12 protein-coding genes are annotated in these 18112 nt (G+C 71.6%); 8 read left to right on the top strand and 4 right to left on the bottom strand.

The features are described 5' to 3' along the window. The first annotated feature begins 80 nt into the window (after window positions 1-80). Window positions 81-965: a LysR family transcriptional regulator gene (locus tag ACFV6E_RS19115; RefSeq protein ID WP_385462930.1), complete on the top strand. Its 885-nt coding sequence runs from the start codon at window positions 81-83 to the stop codon at window positions 963-965. A 152-nt stretch (window positions 966-1117) separates the two neighbouring features. Here the strand turns inward: ACFV6E_RS19115 and ACFV6E_RS19110 are convergent, their stop codons facing one another. From ACFV6E_RS19110 to ACFV6E_RS19100, 3 genes are all read right to left on the bottom strand, one after another. Continuing rightward, a complete protein-coding gene (locus ACFV6E_RS19110) occupies window positions 1118-1993 on the bottom strand; it encodes a hypothetical protein (protein ID WP_385462928.1) in 876 nt (291 codons plus the stop codon). Between the two features lie 182 nt (window positions 1994-2175). Further along, window positions 2176-3258: a metallophosphoesterase gene (locus tag ACFV6E_RS19105; RefSeq protein WP_385462925.1), complete on the bottom strand. Its 1083-nt coding sequence runs from the start codon at window positions 3256-3258 to the stop codon at window positions 2176-2178. Between the two features lie 209 nt (window positions 3259-3467). Beyond that, window positions 3468-4580 (bottom strand): LacI family DNA-binding transcriptional regulator, encoded by a 1113-nt coding sequence (locus ACFV6E_RS19100; protein WP_385159891.1) that lies wholly within the window; start codon window positions 4578-4580, stop codon window positions 3468-3470. Window positions 4581-5038: 458 nt separating this feature from the next. On the opposite strand from ACFV6E_RS19100, the gene hisC reads away from it, so the two are divergent. From hisC to ACFV6E_RS19070, 6 genes are all read left to right on the top strand, one after another. Continuing rightward, window positions 5039-6121 carry a histidinol-phosphate transaminase gene (gene hisC, locus ACFV6E_RS19095; RefSeq protein WP_385462922.1) on the top strand — a complete coding sequence of 361 codons (1083 nt, stop codon included), beginning with the start codon at window positions 5039-5041 and terminating at the stop codon, window positions 6119-6121. Window positions 6122-6598: 477 nt separating this feature from the next. Further along, window positions 6599-8113 carry a cytochrome ubiquinol oxidase subunit I gene (locus ACFV6E_RS19090; RefSeq protein ID WP_385159895.1) on the top strand — a complete coding sequence of 505 codons (1515 nt, stop codon included), beginning with the start codon at window positions 6599-6601 and terminating at the stop codon, window positions 8111-8113. A 20-nt stretch (window positions 8114-8133) separates the two neighbouring features. After that, window positions 8134-9138, top strand: coding sequence for a cytochrome d ubiquinol oxidase subunit II (cydB, locus tag ACFV6E_RS19085; protein WP_385462919.1), 1005 nt, complete (start codon window positions 8134-8136; stop codon window positions 9136-9138). Window positions 9139-9204: 66 nt separating this feature from the next. Beyond that, window positions 9205-12864, top strand: a complete 3660-nt coding sequence (gene cydD, locus ACFV6E_RS19080) for a thiol reductant ABC exporter subunit CydD (RefSeq protein WP_385462916.1) — start codon at window positions 9205-9207, stop codon at window positions 12862-12864. 143 nt (window positions 12865-13007) lie between these two features. Next, window positions 13008-14627 carry a GAF domain-containing protein gene (locus tag ACFV6E_RS19075; RefSeq protein ID WP_385159902.1) on the top strand — a complete coding sequence of 540 codons (1620 nt, stop codon included), beginning with the start codon at window positions 13008-13010 and terminating at the stop codon, window positions 14625-14627. Window positions 14628-14938: 311 nt separating this feature from the next. Continuing rightward, window positions 14939-16018, top strand: coding sequence for a M23 family metallopeptidase (locus ACFV6E_RS19070; protein WP_385159904.1), 1080 nt, complete (start codon window positions 14939-14941; stop codon window positions 16016-16018). Window positions 16019-16022: 4 nt separating this feature from the next. On the opposite strand, the gene ACFV6E_RS19065 is transcribed toward ACFV6E_RS19070, so the two are convergent. Further along, window positions 16023-16943, bottom strand: a complete 921-nt coding sequence (locus ACFV6E_RS19065; RefSeq protein WP_385159906.1) for a Cof-type HAD-IIB family hydrolase — start codon at window positions 16941-16943, stop codon at window positions 16023-16025. A gap of 203 nt (window positions 16944-17146) precedes the next feature. Here ACFV6E_RS19065 and ACFV6E_RS19060 point away from each other — a divergent pair, with 203 nt between their 5' ends. Continuing rightward, window positions 17147-18064, top strand: a complete 918-nt coding sequence (locus ACFV6E_RS19060) for an LLM class flavin-dependent oxidoreductase (protein WP_385159908.1) — start codon at window positions 17147-17149, stop codon at window positions 18062-18064. Window positions 18065-18112: the final 48 nt, after the last annotated feature.

Below are 18112 nucleotides of genomic sequence, written 5' to 3'. Positions count from 1 at the left end.
GGGGAGAAACCGTCATCAAGGCGGAATCGGACTACGGTCGTTGAGCCTGATTAAACGCTGGGGGGCATGTGCTGGAGCGGGTGGAGATCGAGACCTTCCTGACGCTCGCCGAGGAGCTGCACTTCGGCCGCACCGCCGAGCGGCTGCGCGTCACGACCGGGCGCGTCAGCCAGGTCATCAGAAAGCTCGAGCGGCGGATCGGCGGCCCGCTGTTCGAGCGGACCAGCAGGACCGTACGCCTGACCGCGATCGGGCAGCGGCTGGCCGACGATCTGGCGCCGCTGGTCGCCGGTATCGAGGAGGCGCTGCGCAGAGCCGCGGACGCCAGCCGGGGCGTCACGGGCGAACTGCGGGTCGCCTTCCTCGGCGAGTGGACCGCGCCTCCGCTCCTGAAGGCGGTCGCTCTGTTCGGCGAGCGGCACCCCGACTGCCGGGTCGACGTACGCGAGGTGCAGTTGTCCAATTCGCGTACGAGTCTGCTCGACGGCTCGGTGGACGTCCTCGTCGCGTCGTACCCGTTCGACGGGATGGCCTGCGGGCCGGTCCTGCTGCGGGAGACACGGGTGCTCGCCGTGGCCGCGGGGCACCCGCTCGCCGGCGAGGAGTCGGTCTCCGTGGAGGTGCTCGCGGATCATCCGGTGGTCCAGTATCCGGAGGTGACCTCGGCGGCGTTCAAGCAGGACCGCACGCCGGACCGCACCCCGTCGGGACGGCCGGTTCCCAAGGGCCCGTCCGGCCGGTCGTTCTCCGAGATGCTCACCCTGGTCGCGATGGGCAGGGGCGTCCTGCCGGTCGGAGAGCATTCCCGCCGTTACTACCCTCGCCCGGACATTTCCTACGTCCCGCTGTACGACGCCCCGCCGATCGAGCGGGGCCCGGTGTGGCGGGAGGGGAACACCACGGAACGCGTCCGCGAGTTCGTACGGGCGGCGGCGGACGTCAGCCAGGACATGGTCGGCCCATGAGCCGGCACGGACGCGGGCCGGACCGCCCGCTCGCGCTCCCGTGGTCGGGGCACGAGCAGCGGCACCGGTGCGTCGGTACGCCGGGCTCTGCCGGATCGGTGTCACCCCGGACGGCGGCGACCGTGTGCCGCCCCGGCTGTGGTGGCCGGGGGTCAGTCCGGCTGGTGGTCGGGACCCCCGAAGTCCGGGCTGCTGAAGTCCGGGCTGCTGAAGCTCGGACGCGAATTCGCCGTCGTGCCGCTGCGGCCCTCGGGGCTGCTGAATCCGGGCCGGTTGTAGCCCAGGTGCGGGATGCGGCCGGTCGGTTCCGGTGTCTTGCCGCTCACCGCCGCGGCGGCGCCCGGGTCCACGAGCGCCTCCCGCAGGAACGGCAGGATGCCCCGTTCCAGCAGGGCGTCGCGCCAGGCTTCCCTGGCCCGGGCCACCTCCTCGTTCAGCCGTCCCCTGCTTTCGGCCTCGGCCGAGCCGTCGCCGTTGCGCAGTGCGGTCAGCAGCAGGCAGACAGCGGCGATCAGGATCGCGACCGCGGTGACCGCACCGAAGACCCAGCCGGTGGTCAGCATGGTCTTGGCGAACGCGGGTTCGGGATCGAGCATCTTCAGGAGGTAGCCCACGAGCAGGAAGATCGCCGCCGCCGTCCCGGCGAGGACGGGCGCGAGCACCGCCACCACGGCGGCGACGCCCGCTCCGGCCGTCTCGGCGACCTCTCCCATCGTGGTCGCGAGCCCCACGGCGGTCGTGCCCGGCTCGGTGGAGCCGGCCTCTTCACGGACCGGCGGGGTGGACGGCGCCGGCCGGCGCAGTTCCTCGCGGACCTTCACGTAGTGCTGATATTCGGCCGCCGCGGCGGCCGTGATGAACGCCGTGGCGTTGAGCGCCATCGTGCGCAGTTGTTCGGGGTTGAGCCGCTTGCCGACAGCGGCGAGTTCCGGACGGTGTGGGGCGGAGCGCAGCGCCTCATTGAGGATCCGCTCGTATTCCTGGCGGTCCTCACTCAGCAGGTGCTGCGGAACGCTGTTCATGTGCATCCCCCGATGCTCCGTAGGGCTTGGGGCTCGCACGCTGACGAGCCGTCGGGCAGAAACGGAGGGGAGCCTGCTACGGATAAGCCGATGGTAGAGCGGCGACGGCGGGCGGTGACAGGGGGTTTCCGGAAATTGCCCCCTGCCCGGCCGTGACCGTCTACGGTGAGCGCCTGCCCAGATAACGCTCAGACATCCAAGGGCAGTTGCTGGACCAGTAGCTTTCCGGCCATGGTCACTCCGCCGTCCATCGCGATGGCCAGACCGTCGGCGTAGACATGCGGTCCCTCGACGGCGGGGGGCGCCCCGTCGTCGCTGTCCTCCGAGCCCACCTCGCCGAGCAGGTACGGGATGGGGCTGTGCCCGTGGACGATGCGCGTCCCGCCGTAGACGTCCAGGAGGGAACGGACGGCCTCCGCGCCACCGTCGTCGCGGAAGGCGAAGCGCTTGGTGAACTTGCGGAACAGATCCCAGCACTCGTCCGCGTCGTTACGGGTGAGGGTCTCGCGGACCGTGTCGTTGACCGCCTCGATGGAGTCGCCGTAGTCGAGGTAGGCGGTGGTGTCCGAGTGCACCAGGAGGTGGTTGTCGGAGATCTCCATGGCGTCCAGGCGGGCCATCCACTGCAAGTGGTGGTCCTGGAGCCGGTCCATGTCGGTCTTCTGCCCGCCGTTCAGCAGCCAGGCGGCCTGGAAGGTGGCCGTACCCGCGCCGGAGTTGACGGGGGTGTCGCCGAAGCGCTTGGCGCCGAGCAGCAGCAGCTCGTGGTTGCCCATGAGCGCCTTGCAGTAGCCGCCCGCCGCGGCCGCCTCGGCGGACAGCCGCATCACGAGGTCGATGACGCCGATGCCGTCCGGCCCGCGGTCGGTGAAGTCGCCGAGGAACCACAGCCGCGCGTTGCCCGCCGACCAGTTGCCCGCGGCGTCGACGAGGCCCTTCTCCTGGAGCGCGGCGACGAGCTGGTCGAGATAGCCGTGCACGTCGCCTACGACGAACAGCGGACCCGGGCCGCCCTGGGCGGGCTCCGGGTCGGGCGCGGCCTCGGGATCGAAGACCACCTGGACCGTGTCACCCCGGTTGATGACGGGCAGGTCGCGCTGTGTGGGCGTGTACTCCGCGGGCTCGGCCGGCTCGGCGGCGAGTGCGGCGCCCCCGCCGGGGGGCGCGCTCTGCGCGTACGGACCGGTCTCGTGGACGTACGCGGGCACCCGGAAGTCCCGCAGCGTAGCCGTACGCTCCACCTCGGGTCCCTGACCGGCCCCCTGAGTCATCGACCCCTCCACCATCGCGCCGCATCTGCACCGCGTCGGACTGCCTGGTCGCAGCGGCCCGCGGTGTCGTCCGCCCATCATAGGAATGCGGATCGCGCCATGTGATGACCCAGGGGTGGTGAATCGGATCAGGACACCGGTTCACCGTGGTTTTCGCCCGAATTGGGTGGGGCTTTCCCTGCTGTACATCAACCTCCGCACCCTGTGAATCATCCCTCCTCCGGTGATCGCGGCGGGCTGACCGTCGTGCGCGGCGGTCGCCGCTCCGAGGACGTCCGCACGATCAGCTCCGTCGGTATCACCTGCTCGACCGGCTGGTCCGAGTCGACCCCCTCGATGGCGTCGATGAGGAGCTGGACCACGGCGGTGCCGATCCGGCGGGGCTTCAGGGACAGGGTGGTGATGGGCGGCTCGGTGCTGGCGTAGACGGTGGACTCGCTGCAACAGACGAGCAGGAGGTCCTCCGGTACCCGCAGGCCGTAGCGGCGGGCCGCGGCCAGCAGGTCGGTGCCGTTCGGGTCGAACAGGCCGTAGACGGCGTCGGGGCGGTCGGGGCGGGCGAGCAACCGGTCGGCGGCCACGGCTCCCGCGCACGGATCGTGCGCGGGATAGGCCTCGTACACCGGATCCTGGCCCACCGACTCGCACCAGCGCAGATACGCGGTCGTGGAGAGGTGGGTGTAGGTGTCCGTGGTGGTGCCGGTGAGGAGGCCGATCCGGCGGGCGCCGGCCGCGGCCAGATGGTCGAGGATGTTGAGGACCGCGGCCTCGTGGTCGTTGTCCACCCAGGCGGTCACGGGAAGTGATCCGGCCGGGCGGCCGTCGGAGACGACCGGTAAACCCTGTCTGGCCAGCTCGCTGACGACTGGATCCTGGTCGGACGGGTCGACGACCACGGTCCCGTCCAGGGCGACGTTCGACCACACGTCGTGGCGCGAGGTCGCGGGGAGGATGACCAGGGCGTAGCCCCGGGCGAGCGCGGCCGAGGTGGCGGCTCTGGCCATCTCCGCGAAGTACGCGAACTCCGTGAAGGTGAAAGGTTCATCCCCGTAGGTCGTGACGGTCAGGCCGATCAGTCCCGACTTGCCGGTACGTAGTGTTCGGGCCGCGGCGGAGGGGCGGTAGCCCAACCGGTCGGCGACCTCTCGGACGTGGCGTCGGGTGGCGTCCGGCAGCCTGCCCTTGCCGTTGAGGGCGTCGGAGACGGTCGTGATCGAGACTCCGGCGGCGGCGGCCACGTCTCTGATGCCCGCTCGGCCCGGCCGACCGCCTCGGCGGGGGGTGTCCGCCCGGCTCACCTGGTGCTTCCCTGCTGCTGTCATGGCGAGCCGATAGTAGGGCTCATGCGGTGGGGTAGGGCGGACGCATATGCACGCGTTGACAGGCACGTTTTTGCATGGTCATTTCGCGGCAACTGCCTTGGAAATAAAGGCACTTGAACGATGCAAAAGCGCTACGTGGCTTGTCGGCGTGCACGGGCCTGCCAAGTGAGCCATGTTTCGAAGAGGTCTCAACTCACACTCACGGGTGATGCGCGCCACGGCGTGAGCCACCGGCGCGTGACCGACCGGACGGCGCGCCCCCGGTTCGACGCGCATCGTGCGGCCGATTGTCGAGAGCCGGGGCGCGGCGGGCGCGGCGGGTTGTCCACAGCCGTGGGTGCAGTGGGCGCGGCCGGTTGTCCACAGCCCATTCGCACCGGCGGCGAATCCTCATAAGGTGAGAAGCATTGGTAGCCGGTGGTGGTCATGAGCCGGTGGTGGTCAGGAGGAGGACTGCGGTGAGCGAGACGAGCCCCAAGCTACGAGCCGAGCTGGCGGGAATCCCCACCTATGTGCCCGGCAAGGCCGCCAAGGGAGAGGGCCCCGCGGCGTACAAGCTGTCCTCCAACGAGAATCCGTATCCGCCGCTGCCCGGCGTGATGGAGATCGTGACCGCCGCGGCCGGCGCCTTCAACCGGTACCCGGACCTGGCGTGCACGGGCCTGACGGACGAGCTGTCGGACCGCTTCGGCGTGCCCCGCTCGCACCTGGCGACCGGTACGGGCTCGGTCGGCGTGGCGCAGCAACTGGTGCAGGCCACGAGCGGCCCGGGCGACGAGGTGATCTACGCCTGGCGCTCCTTCGAGGCGTATCCGATCATCACGCAGATCAGCGGGGCGACGTCCGTGCAGGTCCCGCTGACGTCCGCGGAGGAGCACGACCTGGACGCGATGGCCGACGCGATCACCGACCGGACCCGCCTGATCTTCGTCTGCAACCCGAACAACCCCACCGGCACGGCCGTGCGCAGGGCGGAGCTCGAGCGGTTCCTCGACCGGGTGCCGGGCGATGTGCTGGTCGTCCTGGACGAGGCGTATCGCGAGTTCATCCGCGATCCGGAGGTGCCGGACGGGGTCGAGATCTACCGTGACCGGCCCAATGTCTGCGTGCTGCGGACCTTCTCCAAGGCGTACGGCCTGGCGGGCCTGCGGGTCGGCTTCGCCATCGCGCACGAGCCGGTGGCGGCGGCGCTGCGCAAGACGGCCGTGCCCTTCGGGGTGAGCCAGCTCGCGCAGGAGGCGGCCATCGCCTCGTTGCGCGCGGAGGACGAGCTGCTCGGCCGGGTCGGCTCCCTGGTCTGCGAGCGCAAGCGTGTGGTGGACGAGCTGCGCGCGCAGGGCTGGACGGTGCCGGACACGCAGGCGAACTTCGTGTGGCTGCGGCTGGGGGAGCGCACGCTCGACTTCGCCGCCGCCTGCGAGCAGGCCGGAGTCGTGGTCCGGCCGTTCACGGGCGAGGGGATGCGGGCGACGATCGGTGAGGCCGAGGCGAACGACATCTTCCTGAAGGTGGCGGAGGGCTTCCTCAAGGGAGCCCGGTGACCGACGGGTGCCGGGCCCGTTGACCGGAGGCCGCCCGGTGACCACCCCGTGCGCGGAGGCCGTTCGGTGATCGAAAAGCATCCGGTGATCCAGTAGCTGCGACTCGGGAGGTGGCGTTCGTCACCTCCCGGGCGCGGGCGGGCCCGCTCCTTGGCGCCGCTGCCGTCCGCAGGGGGAGGGCGAGGACGCCGTCATGCATCCGAAATATGCCCCAGCGGGTGGTTCTCGCCGCCGAAAAAGTCATGCGTGATCCCGGCGTCCGACGGAGGCGCCGGTCGCGGTGCGGACCTCGCCGCACCCTCATCTCGTGAGTCCCGGGATTAAGTACCCCCCACCTTCCTTCCCTCGAACGGCCATGCGTCATACTAGCTTGTGAATGTGAACGCGTTCACAAGCGTGTCCCGGTTGTCCCGTGCTGTGCGTGACAAACGGGGACAAGCCGCCGCTTGACCACGGCGATGTAAGGAGACTGACGACGTGGACTTGGCACTGGCGCCGGAGACCCTGGCGCGATGGCAGTTCGGCATCACCACCGTCTACCACTTCCTCTTCGTCCCCCTGACCATCTCGCTCGCCGCGCTGACCGCCGGCCTGGAGACGGCCTGGGTGCGCACGGCCAAGGAGAAGTACCTCAGGGCCACCAAGTTCTGGGGCAAGCTCTTCCTGATCAACATCGCCATGGGTGTCGTCACCGGCATCGTGCAGGAGTTCCAGTTCGGCATGAACTGGTCCGACTACTCGCGGTTCGTCGGCGACGTCTTCGGCGCCCCGCTGGCCTTCGAGGCGCTGATCGCCTTCTTCTTCGAGTCCACCTTCATCGGGCTGTGGATATTCGGCTGGGATAAGCTGCCCAAGAAGATCCACCTCGCCTGCATATGGATGGTCTCCATCGGCACGATCCTGTCGGCGTACTTCATCCTCGCGGCCAACTCGTGGATGCAGCACCCCGTCGGCTACCGGATCAACAAGGAGCGGGGACGCGCCGAGCTCACCGACTTCTGGCACGTGCTGACCCAGAACACGGCGCTGACCCAGGCGTTCCACACGCTCTCCGCGTCGTTCCTGACCGGTGGCGCCTTCATGGTCGGCATCGCGGCCTTCCACCTGGTCCGCAAGAACAAGAAGAACATCCCGGTGATGAAGACCTCGCTCCGGCTAGGTCTGGTCACCTTGGTCATCGGCGGACTGCTCACCGCGGTCAGCGGCGACTTCCTCGGCAAGGTGATGTTCAAGCAGCAGCCCATGAAGATGGCCGCGGCCGAGGCGCTGTGGGACGGCCAGGACTCGGCACCCTTCTCGATCTTCGCCTACGGGGATGTCGACAAGGGCCACAACAGCGTGGAGTTCCAGATACCGGGACTGCTGTCGTTCCTGTCCTCGGACGACTTCACCTCGTACGTCCCCGGTATCAACGACACCAACAAGGCCGAGCAGGAGAAGTTCGGGGCCGGTGACTACCGGCCCAACATCCCCGTCGCCTTCTGGGGCTTCCGGTGGATGATCGGCTTCGGGATGGCGTCCCTCACCGTCGGGCTCGCCGGCCTCTGGCTGACGCGGAAAAAGTTCATGCTGCCGCAGCATCTGCGGGTCGGCGACGAGGAGGTGCCGCATCTCGTCCTGTTCAAGAACAAGGCGCTCGGTCCGACGCTCACCAAGTGGTACTGGCGCATCGCCATCTGGACCATGGCGTTCCCGCTGATCGCCAACTCCTGGGGCTGGATCTTCACCGAGATGGGCCGCCAGCCCTGGGTCGTCTACGGAGTGCTGCGCACCCGGGACGCGGTCTCCCCCGGTGTCTCGCAGGGCGAGGTCCTCACCTCGATGATCGTCTTCACGACGCTGTACGCGATCCTCGCCGTGGTCGAGGTCAAGCTGCTCGCCAAGTACGTCAAGGCCGGACCGCCGGAGCTCACCGAGGCCGACCTCAACCCGCCCACCCGGATCGGCGGCGACTCCCGGGACGCCGACAAGCCGATGGCCTTCTCCTACTAGGCCCAGGGAGCTGCTGAACCATGGAACTTCACGACGTCTGGTTCGTCCTCATCGCGGTCCTGTGGACCGGGTACTTCTTCCTCGAGGGCTTCGACTTCGGGGTCGGGGTGCTCACCAAGCTGCTGGCCCGGAACCGCACGGAGAAGCGGGTGCTGATCAACACCATCGGCCCCGTCTGGGACGGGAACGAGGTGTGGCTGCTCTCGGCGGGCGGGGCGACCTTCGCCGCCTTCCCCGAGTGGTACGCCACGCTCTTCTCCGGCTTCTATCTGCCGCTGCTGCTCATCCTGGTCTGCCTGATCCTGCGCGGTGTCGCATTCGAGTACCGGGCGAAGCGGCCCGAGGAGAAGTGGCAGCGCAACTGGGAGACCACGATCTTCTGGACCTCGCTGATCCCGGCGACGCTGTGGGGCGTGGCCTTCGGGAACATCGTGCGCGGCGTAAAGCTCGACCAGCACTTCGAGTACGTGGGCAACGTCGGGGACCTGCTGAACCCGTACGCGCTTCTCGGCGGGTTGGTGACGCTGACGCTGTTCACCTTCCATGGGACCGTCTTCGTCGGGCTCAAGACGGTCGGTGACATCCGGGAGCGGGCGCGGAAGCTGGCGCTGAAGGTCGGTGCGGTCACCGCCGTGCTGGCCCTGGCCTTCCTGCTCTGGACGCAGGCGGACAACGGTGACGGCACGTCCCTGGTCGCGCTGGTCGTGGCGGTGGCCGCCCTGGTCGCGGCCCTGGTGGCGGTGCGGGCGGGCCGGGAAGGCTGGGCGTTCGGGCTGTCGGGGCTCACCATCGTGGCGGCCGTCGCGATGCTCTTCCTGACGCTCTTCCCGAACGTCATGCCGTCCTCGCTCAATGCCGACTGGAGCCTGACGGTCACCAACGCCTCGTCGAGCCCGTACACGCTGAAGATCATGACCTGGTGCGCAGGGGTCGCCACGCCGATCGTGCTGCTCTACCAGTCGTGGACGTACTGGGTGTTCAGCAAGCGGATCGGTACGCAGCACATCGCGGATGCCGCCCACTGAATCCCGCAGGGAGGGGCATGTTTCACGTGAAACACGCCCCTCCCGGAACCGAAGGGTGTGTTTCACGTGAAACCGATCGACCCGCGCCTGCTCCGGTACGCCCGTGCCACCCGACTCTTCCTCGCGGCGGTCGTCGGTCTGGGGGCCGTCGGAGCGGCGCTGGTCATCGCTCAGGCGATGCTCGTCGCCGAGATCGTCGTGGGCGCCTTCCAGCACGGCTACGCGGTGGCCGAACTGCGCACACCGCTCGCGCTGTTGGCGGTGGTCGAGGCCGGCCGTGCGCTTGTCGCGTGGCTCACCGAGCTGGCCGCACACCGGGCGAGCGCGGCGGTGAAGGAGGAGCTGCGCGGACGCCTGCTGGAGCGGGCCACGCAGTTGGGTCCGGGCTGGCTGAGCGGTCAGCGCACCGGCTCCCTCGTCGCCCTGGCCACGCGCGGAGTGGACGCCCTCGACGACTACTTCTCGCGCTATCTGCCGCAGTTGGGGCTCGCCGTGGTCGTGCCCGTGGCGGTCCTGGCGAGGATCGTCACCGAGGACTGGGTGTCGGCGGCGATCATCGTCGGCACGCTGCCGCTGATCCCTCTCTTCATGGTGCTGATCGGCTGGGTCACCCGGTCGCAGATGGACCGGCAGTGGCGGCTGCTGTCCCGTCTGTCGGGGCACTTCCTGGACGTGGTCGCGGGACTGCCGACGCTCAAGGTGTTCGGCCGGGCGAAGGCACAGGCGGAGTCCATCCGGCGGATCACCGGCGAGTACCGGCAGGCCACTCTGCGGACCCTGCGGATCGCTTTCCTGTCATCCTTCGCCCTGGAACTGCTCGCCACGATCTCCGTCGCGCTGGTGGCGGTGACCATCGGCATGCGGCTCGTCCACGGCGACATGGACCTCTACGTCGGCCTGGTCATCCTCGTCCTCGCGCCGGAGGCGTATCTGCCGCTGCGGCAGGTCGGGGCGCAGTACCACGCGGCCGCCGAGGGGGTCGCGGCCGCCGAGGAGATTTTCTCGGTACTGGAGACCCCCGTACCGGAGTCCGGCTCGCTTGCCGTCCCCGAGGGGCGGATCAGCGTCGAGGGGGTGACCGTGCGCTACCCCGGGCGGTCCTCCGACGCCCTGTCGGACGTGTCGTTCACCGTCGGGCAGGGCGAGACGGTGGCCCTCGTGGGCCCGAGCGGTACCGGGAAGTCGACGCTCCTGAACGTCCTCCTCGGCTTCGTCCGGCCGGCCAGCGGCCGGGTGCTGGTCGGGGGAGTCGATCTCGCCTCGGCCGACCTGGCGCAGTGGCGCGAGCGGATCGCCTGGGTGCCGCAGCGACCGCACCTCTACGCCGGGACGATCGCCGAGAACGTACGGCTGGCGCGGCCCGGGGCGGACGACGCGGCGGTCCGGCGGGCGCTGGCCGACGCGGGCGCGCTGCACTTCGTGGACGCGCTGCCGGACGGTGCCGGGACCGTGCTCGGTGAGGACGGGGCCGGGCTCTCCGCCGGTCAGCGGCAACGTCTCGCGCTGGCACGGACGTTCCTCGCGGACCGGCCGGTGCTGCTCCTCGACGAGCCGACGGCCGCGCTGGACGGGGCGACGGAGGCGGAGATCGTGGCCGCCGTACGCCGCCTCGCGGTGGGCCGGACGGTGCTCCTGGTCGTCCACCGGCCCGCGCTGCTCGGCGCGGCGGATCGTGTCGTACGGCTGGAGGCTGCGCCTGCCGCGACGGCCGCGACGGCCGCGACGGTCGCCGGTCTTCCGTCGGCTGCTGATCTTCCGTCGGCCGCCGGTCTTGCGCCTGCCGCCTGTCTGGCGTCGGCCATCGACCCCTCGTCGGCCATCGATCTCCCGTCGGCCATCGATCTCCCGCCGACCACCGGTCTCCCGGACGCCTTGGCCGAGCAGTCGGCCCGCTTCGGCGAGCCCGCTGCCTCCGCGCCGGTCGGGACGGAGCAGGCCGCGTCGCCGACCGTCTCGCCGACCGCATCGCGCCGTGGCGTCCTCGCCCGCGTCCGGGCCATGGCACGTGCCCGTCGCGGGCGTCTCGCCCTCGCGCTGCTGCTCGGCAGCCTCGCGCTGGGCAGTGCCGTCGGTCTCATGGCCACCTCCGGATGGCTTATCTCCCGGGCCTCCCAGCAGCCGCCGGTCCTGTACCTGATGGTGGCCGTGACGGCGACGCGGACCTTCGGCATCGGGCGGGCCGTGTTCCGGTATGCCGAGCGGCTGGTGTCGCACGACGCCGTGCTGCGGATGCTGGCCGACACCCGGGTCGCCGTATACCGGCGACTGGAACGGCTGGCGCCCGCCGGACTGCGTACCGCCCGCCGCGGTGACCTGCTCTCCAGGCTCGTCACGGACGTGGACGCCTTGCAGGACTACTGGCTGCGGTGGCTGCTGCCCGCGGGGGCCGCGCTCGTCGTCTCCGCCGGGTCCGTCGGCTTCACCGCCTGGCTGCTGCCCGGCGCCGGTGCGGTGCTCGCACTCGGACTGCTCGCCGCCGGTGTCGGGGTCCCGCTGGTGACCGGCGCGGTGGCGCGCCGCGCGGAACGCAGGCTGGCGCCCGCCCGCGGTGTCCTGGCGACCCACGTGGCCGATCTGCTCACCGGGACAGCCGAGTTGACCGTCGCCGGTGCGCTGCCCACGCGGACCGCCGAGGCCCGCCGTGCCGACGGCGTCCTCACCCGGATCGCCTCCCGCGCGGCCACCGCCACCGCACTGGGCGACGGACTCACCGCGCTCGTCTCCGGCCTGACCGTCACCGCCGCCGCGCTCGTCGGCGCCGGGGCCGTCGCCGACGGACGGCTGAGCGGCGTTGCCATGGCCGTTGTCGTCCTCACCCCGCTGGCCGCCTTCGAGGCCGTCCTCGGACTGCCGCTCGCCGTCCAGTACCGCCAGCGGGTGCGCAGGAGCGCGGAGCGCGTGTACGAGGTGCTCGACGCACCCGAGCCCGTACGGGAGCCGGAACGTCCCCGGCCCGTGCCGGCCTCGCCGTTCCCGGTACGGCTGAGCGGCCTCGAGGCCCGTCACCCGGGGCAGCACCGGGACGCGCTGGCGGGTGTCGACCTGACCCTCGGCCAGGGGCGGCGGATCGCCGTGGTCGGTCACTCCGGGTCCGGCAAGACGACCCTCGCGCAGGTGCTGCTGCGGTTCCTGGACGCGCCCGCCGGTTCCTACACGCTGGGCGGCGCGGACGCGACGGCGATGGACGGCGACGACGTACGGCGGGTCGTCGGACTGTGCGCGCAGGACGCGCACCTCTTCGACAGCTCGGTGCGCGAGAACCTGCTGCTGGCCCGCAAGGACGCCACCGAGCCGGAACTGCGCGACGCGCTCGCCCGGGCCCGGCTCCTCGACTGGGCGGACGGACTGCCCGACGGCATCGACACCCTGGTCGGCGAGCACGGGGCACGGCTGTCCGGCGGCCAGCGCCAGCGGCTCGCACTGGCCCGTGCGCTGCTCGCCGACTTCCCCGTCCTCGTCCTGGACGAGCCCGCCGAGCACCTGGACCTGCCGACGGCCGACGCGCTCACCGCCGACCTCCTCGACGCGACCGAGGGCCGTACGACGCTGCTGATCACCCACCGGCTGGCCGGGCTCGAAGCGGTCGACGAGGTCATGGTCCTGGCGGACGGACGGGTGGTGCAGCGGGGGCCGTACGCGGAGCTGGTCGCCGTCGAGGGACCGCTGCGGGAGATGCGGGAGCGGGAGACCGAGAGCGAGGCGCTGGTCGGGGCTGCGGGCCGGTAGGCCCGCGTGCGTGGTGCCGACGGTGAGCCGGTGAGGCCGGGTGCACGGCTGTCGGTGGTTGACCGTCGACGTCGGCTCTGGTGTGAGGGCGCACCGACCGGCTTCGACTTTCTATGTCAAATGGGACTTATTAGGCTCATGGCATGGAACCGGCCCCCGATGCGCCCGCGCCCGGCGAAGGCACCGGCCTGGAGCCGCACTCGACGCTGAACCGGATCTGCGAGACCGCGGCGGAGCTGACGGACGCGCGCTACGCGGCCATCGAGGTGCTCGCCGAGGACGGCGGCGGACTCGTCGACTTCGTCCAGTACGGGGTGGACGGGACGACCGGACGGCTCATCGGACGACTTCCCGACGGGCACACGGGCGTGCTCGGCGCGCTCACCGGCGAGGCGGAGCCCCTGCGGCTGACCGACCTGACCGAGGACCCGCGCTTTCGCGGCTTCCCCGCGCACCATCCGCCGATGCACAGCTTCCTGGGCGTACCGATCCGGGCGCAGGAGGAGGTCTTCGGGAATCTGTACGTGACCGAGAAGCACGGCGGCGGCCCGTTCGGTGACCACGACCTGGCCCTGCTGCGGGTGCTGGCCACGCAGGCGGGCATCGCCGTCGGCAACGCCCGGCTGTACGACGCCGCCCGGCAGCGCGAGCAGTGGATCGACGGTTCGGTGGCCGTCACCACCGCGCTGCTGTCCGGGAGCGACGCCGAGGACGCCCTCCAGGTCGTCGCCGAGCGCGCCCGGCGACTGTCGGGCTCAGCGGCCGGCAGCGTGCTGCTCCCCCTGGACGAGGGCGGCCTCGAGATCGTCGCCGTGGCTCCGCAACGGCAGTCCGCGGCGCTGGGAGCCGTCATCCCGCCGGAGAGCGAGCTGGCGGCCGAAGTCCTCGGCGGCGTCCCCGTGTTCGTACCGGACGTGGCCACCGACCCGCGCATGCTCACCGATCTGGCCCGCGCGTACGGGCCGACCATGATGCTGCCCTTGCAGAGCGACGGGCGGGTGCTGGGGGCGCTCGTGCTGCTCCGGGACCGGGGCGCCCGTACGTTCACGGGAACCGAACGCACGCTGGCCACGCAGTTCGCCTCACAGGCCGCGCTGGCCCTGATGATGGCCGAGGCGCAGCGCGACCGGGAACGGCTCGCGGTCTATGAGGACCGCGACCGGATCGCGCGCGACCTGCATGATCTCGTCATCCAGCGGGTGTTCGCCACCGGGATGATGCTGGAGAGCGCGCAGCGGCGGTCGGCGGAGCCCGGGGTGCGGGACAGGATCGGCAAGGCGGTCGGGGAACTCGACATCACCATCCAGGAGATCCGGACCGCGATCTTCGCCCTCCAGGAGGAGCCCGCCGAGGCGCCGCCCGGGCTGCGGACCCGTGTGCTGCGCGAGCTCAACACGGCCGCCGTGACCCTGGGCTTCAGGCCCGCCCACCGCTTCGCCGGGCCCGTCGACACGGTGGTGGGCGAACGCACCGCCGACAACCTCGTCGCCGCCCTCCGCGAGACCCTCTCGAACGCCTTCCGGCACTCCCACGCCTCCCGCATCGACGTCGTCGTCGACGCCACCGTCGTCCTGCCGGACGGCGGACAGGGCGTACGGCTGACCGTCGCGGACGACGGGGTCGGCATCCCGGAAGGCGGCCGGCGCAGCGGCCTGAGCAACCTCGAGCGGCGTGCCGAGTCGCTGGGCGGCGCGACCTGGCACGAGCCGGGCATCGGCGAGGACGGCGCCGGTACGACGGTGGTGTGGCAGGCACCGCACTGACACCGACGGTCTCGCCATCCGTACCGGACCCGCAGCGGTCGGTATTCGGAGCCGCGCGTGCCACCCGTCCTCCCGGGGCCGCGCGTGCCACCCGTCCTCCCGGGGCCGCGCGTGCCACCCGTCCTCCCGGGGCCGCGCGTGCCACCCGTCCTCCCGGGGCCGCGCGTACCACTCGCCCCCGCGGACCCGCGCAACCCGTCCGGACACGGCCCCTGTTCGGCCGAACCGGATGGTCCGTCCGGGGCGGCGGCTCCCCCATGCGTACGACGTGAACAGGACCGCGGGTGCCCGGACAGGTCAGGATCGCCGGCATGCGCCCACCTCGCCGCCGCCCGCTGCTCGTACCGGCACTGCTGTGCGCGCTGGCGCTCCTCGCGGCCGGACCCTCGGCGGCGGACGACGACGCCGGGGCCGACCCCGGTGTCAGCGCCCGGGTGGCACGCCTCTACGAGGACGCCTCCGCGGCCGTCCGGCAGTACGAGGAGGGCCGGCGGGAGGCCGAGGTCCAGCGGATCGTCGCCCGGCGGGCCGCGACGCTTCTGAAGCGGGAACGGCAGGACGTCGCGGTGCTGCACGGAGACCTCGGCCGGATCGCGCGCGCCCAGTACCGGCAGGGCGGCGGGCTCCCGTACACCGCGCAGATGCTGCTCGCGGACGATCCGGACGCGCTGATGCGCGGCCAGCGGGCCGTGTGGCGGGCGGACCTGGCGGTCGACAACGCCGTGTCCAAGAGCCGGCGCGCCGAGCACCGGCTCGTCGCGGACGAGGAGAAGGCGGCCACGGAGTGGCGGGCGCTGGAGCGGCGGACCGGCGAACTCGCCGAGACCAGGCGGATCATCGAGGCGAAGCTCGGCGAGGCACGGTCGCGGCTCCAGGGGCAGGCCGACGCCTCGGTGGCCGCGGGCTCCTGCCGCGGTGCCGTCCGGCTCGACCAGTCGGAGCGGGACGTCCCGGCACCGTGGGTCACGCCGGTGGAGGAGTTCGAGCTGTCGGCCGGGTTCGGCAGCGGCGGCGAGCGGTGGGCGCACCGGCACACCGGCCAGGACTTCGCGGTGCCGATCGGTACGCCGGTGCGGGCGGTCGGCGCGGGCAGCGTGGCCCGGGTGTCGTGCGGTGGCCCCTTCGGCATCGAGGTCGTGGTCCGGCACCCGGACGGCTACTACACCCACTACGCGCACCTCGCGGCCGTCACCGTGGACCAGGGGGAGCGGGTCGAGGCGGGGCAGTGGCTCGGCCAGTCGGGCACGAGCGGCAACTCGACCGGCCCGCACCTGCACTTCGAGGTACGGCTGACACCGGACTCCGGCTCGGCCGTCGACCCGGTCCCGTGGCTGGCCGAACGCGGGGTGAAGCTCTCACCGGTTCCGTTGGAGCCCTGGTCGTTCCGGTGAAGCCCTAGCCGTTCTTCGGGGCGCTGCCGCCGGTGCTCCGGGAGCGCCCCGCGAGTATCTGCTCGATGACGACCGCCACACCGTCCTCGTTGTTGGCGGCCGTACGGCCGGAGGCGGCGGCGATCACGTCGGGGTGCGCGTTGCCCATCGCGTAGGAGCGGCCCGCCCAGGTGAGCATCTCGACGTCGTTCGGCATGTCCCCGAAGGCGATGACCTCCTCGTGGGAGATCCCGCGCTCGGCGCAGCACAGCGCGAGCGTGCTCGCCTTGGAGACGCCCGGGCCGCTGATCTCCAGCAGGGCGCTGGGGCTGGAGCGGGTGACGGTGGCCCGGTCGCCGATGGCCAGCCGGGCCAGGGTGAGGAAGTCGTCCGGCGCGATGGCGTGGTGGAACGCGAGCACCTTGAGCACCGGCTGTTCGGCGCCGAGGGCGTCGTCCGCGAGCAGCTTCTCGGCGGGCGCGATCATCTCGGGGGGCTCCGCGTGCAGCGCGGGGTACTCCGGCTCGAGGTGCAGGCCGTAGGTGCGCTCGACGGCGCACGCCGTGCCGGGGGCCGCGGAGCGCAGCAACTGGACGACGTCGAGCGCGGTGCGGGGCGCCAGTTCGCGGATCTTGACGAAGCGGTGGGCGCCGGGGCCGCCGTGCAGGTCGACCACCGCCGCGCCGTTGCCGCAGATCGCCAGGCCGTGGCCGTGGACGTGGTCACTGACGACGTCCATCCAGCGGGCCGGGCGTCCGGTGACGAAGAAAACCTCGATGCCCGCCTCCTCGGCCGCGGCGAGGGCGGCGACCGTGCGTGCGGAGACGGACTTGTCGTCGTGCAGCAGAGTGCCGTCGAGATCCGTGGCGATCAACCGGGGCTGAACGGTGGAGGCCGGGGTCTCGGGCCGTCGAGTCGCTGAGGTCACCCGGTCATTCTCGCTCATATACGTGCACGTGCGTGCGAAGGTCCGCACAAGTGAGTGGTTATCTGCATCACCAGATCCGGTACGACCTCAGGCCCCGTCACCGCCCCGCGCCACGTGGACGCCCTGCGCCTCGCCGACGCCCCGTAGCCCCGTGGCCCCGGGCTCAGGGCTGCCGAGGCCGGCCCCCGCCCACGCACGGCACCCCGTCTAGGCTCTGTCGCATGAGTCTGCGTCTGAGCACCGTGATCCTGCCGTACCGCCGGTGGCAGGAGGGGAGCCGGGCCGCGTGGGAGCGCGCGGAGGCGCTGGGCTTCCACACCGCGTACACGTACGACCATCTGTCGTGGCGCGTGCCGTTCCGGGACGGGCCGTGGTTCGGCGCGGTGCCGACGCTGACGGCCGCGGCGGGTGTCACCGAGCGGATGCGCCTGGGCACCCTGGTCACCTCGCCCAATTTCCGGCACCCGGTGACCCTCGCCAAGGACCTCATCTCGCTCGATGACATCTCCGGCGGACGCGTCACCCTGGGCATCGGTGCGGGCGGCACCGGCTTCGACGCCACGGCCCTGCTGGCCGGCGACCAGAAGCCGTGGACCCCGGGCGAGCGGGCCGACCGCTTCGCCGAGTTCGTGCCGCTGCTCGACCGGCTGCTGACCGAGGACACGGTGACGTACGACGGGACCTTCTACTCGGCGACCGGGGCGCAGAACGTCCCCGGCTGCGTGCAGCGGCCCAGGCTGCCCTTCGCGGTGGCCGCGACCGGGCCGCGCGGGATCGGGCTCGCCGCGCGGTACGGGCAGGCGTGGGTCACCACCGGCGACCCGAAGCTGTACGAGACGGGCACCCCGGAGCAGTCCCGCGAGGCGATCCGGCGCCAGGTCGCGAGGCTCGGCGAGGCGTGCGCGGAGATCGGCCGTGAGGCCGGCGAGGTGGAGAAGATCCTGCTGACCGGGTTCACGCCGGACCGGTCGCGCCCCCTGGAGTCGGTGGACGCGTTCGTCGACTTCGCGGGCCGGCACGCGGAGCTGGGCTTCACCGAGATCGTGGTCCACTGGCCGGTCCCGGACACGGTGTTCGCCGTGGACACGGACGTCTTCGAGCGCATCGCCACGGAGGCGGCCGCGCAGTTGGGCGAGTAGGGGCCCGCAGGGGCGCGTCAGCACGGGCCTCGCGGGGCGATCGGGAGG

The organism is Streptomyces sp. NPDC059785 (genome assembly GCF_042732375.1).
In the GTDB taxonomy this organism is placed as follows: Bacteria; Actinomycetota; Actinomycetes; order Streptomycetales; family Streptomycetaceae; genus Streptomyces.
This window is presented reverse-complemented; position numbering and strand designations above follow the sequence as displayed.

Coding starts and splice junctions, on each gene's coding strand:
- ACFV6E_RS19105 (WP_385462925.1), bottom strand. CDS start 3,258: ATGACTCAGGGGGCCGGTCAGGGACCCGAGGTGGAGCGTACGGCTACG.
- cydB (WP_385462919.1), top strand. CDS start 8,134: ATGGAACTTCACGACGTCTGGTTCGTCCTCATCGCGGTCCTGTGGACC.
- ACFV6E_RS19100 (WP_385159891.1), bottom strand. CDS start 4,580: ATGACAGCAGCAGGGAAGCACCAGGTGAGCCGGGCGGACACCCCCCGC.
- ACFV6E_RS19110 (WP_385462928.1), bottom strand. CDS start 1,993: ATGCACATGAACAGCGTTCCGCAGCACCTGCTGAGTGAGGACCGCCAG.
- ACFV6E_RS19060 (WP_385159908.1), top strand. CDS start 17,147: ATGAGTCTGCGTCTGAGCACCGTGATCCTGCCGTACCGCCGGTGGCAG.
- ACFV6E_RS19070 (WP_385159904.1), top strand. CDS start 14,939: ATGCGCCCACCTCGCCGCCGCCCGCTGCTCGTACCGGCACTGCTGTGC.
- ACFV6E_RS19065 (WP_385159906.1), bottom strand. CDS start 16,943: ATGAGCGAGAATGACCGGGTGACCTCAGCGACTCGACGGCCCGAGACC.
- ACFV6E_RS19075 (WP_385159902.1), top strand. CDS start 13,008: ATGGAACCGGCCCCCGATGCGCCCGCGCCCGGCGAAGGCACCGGCCTG.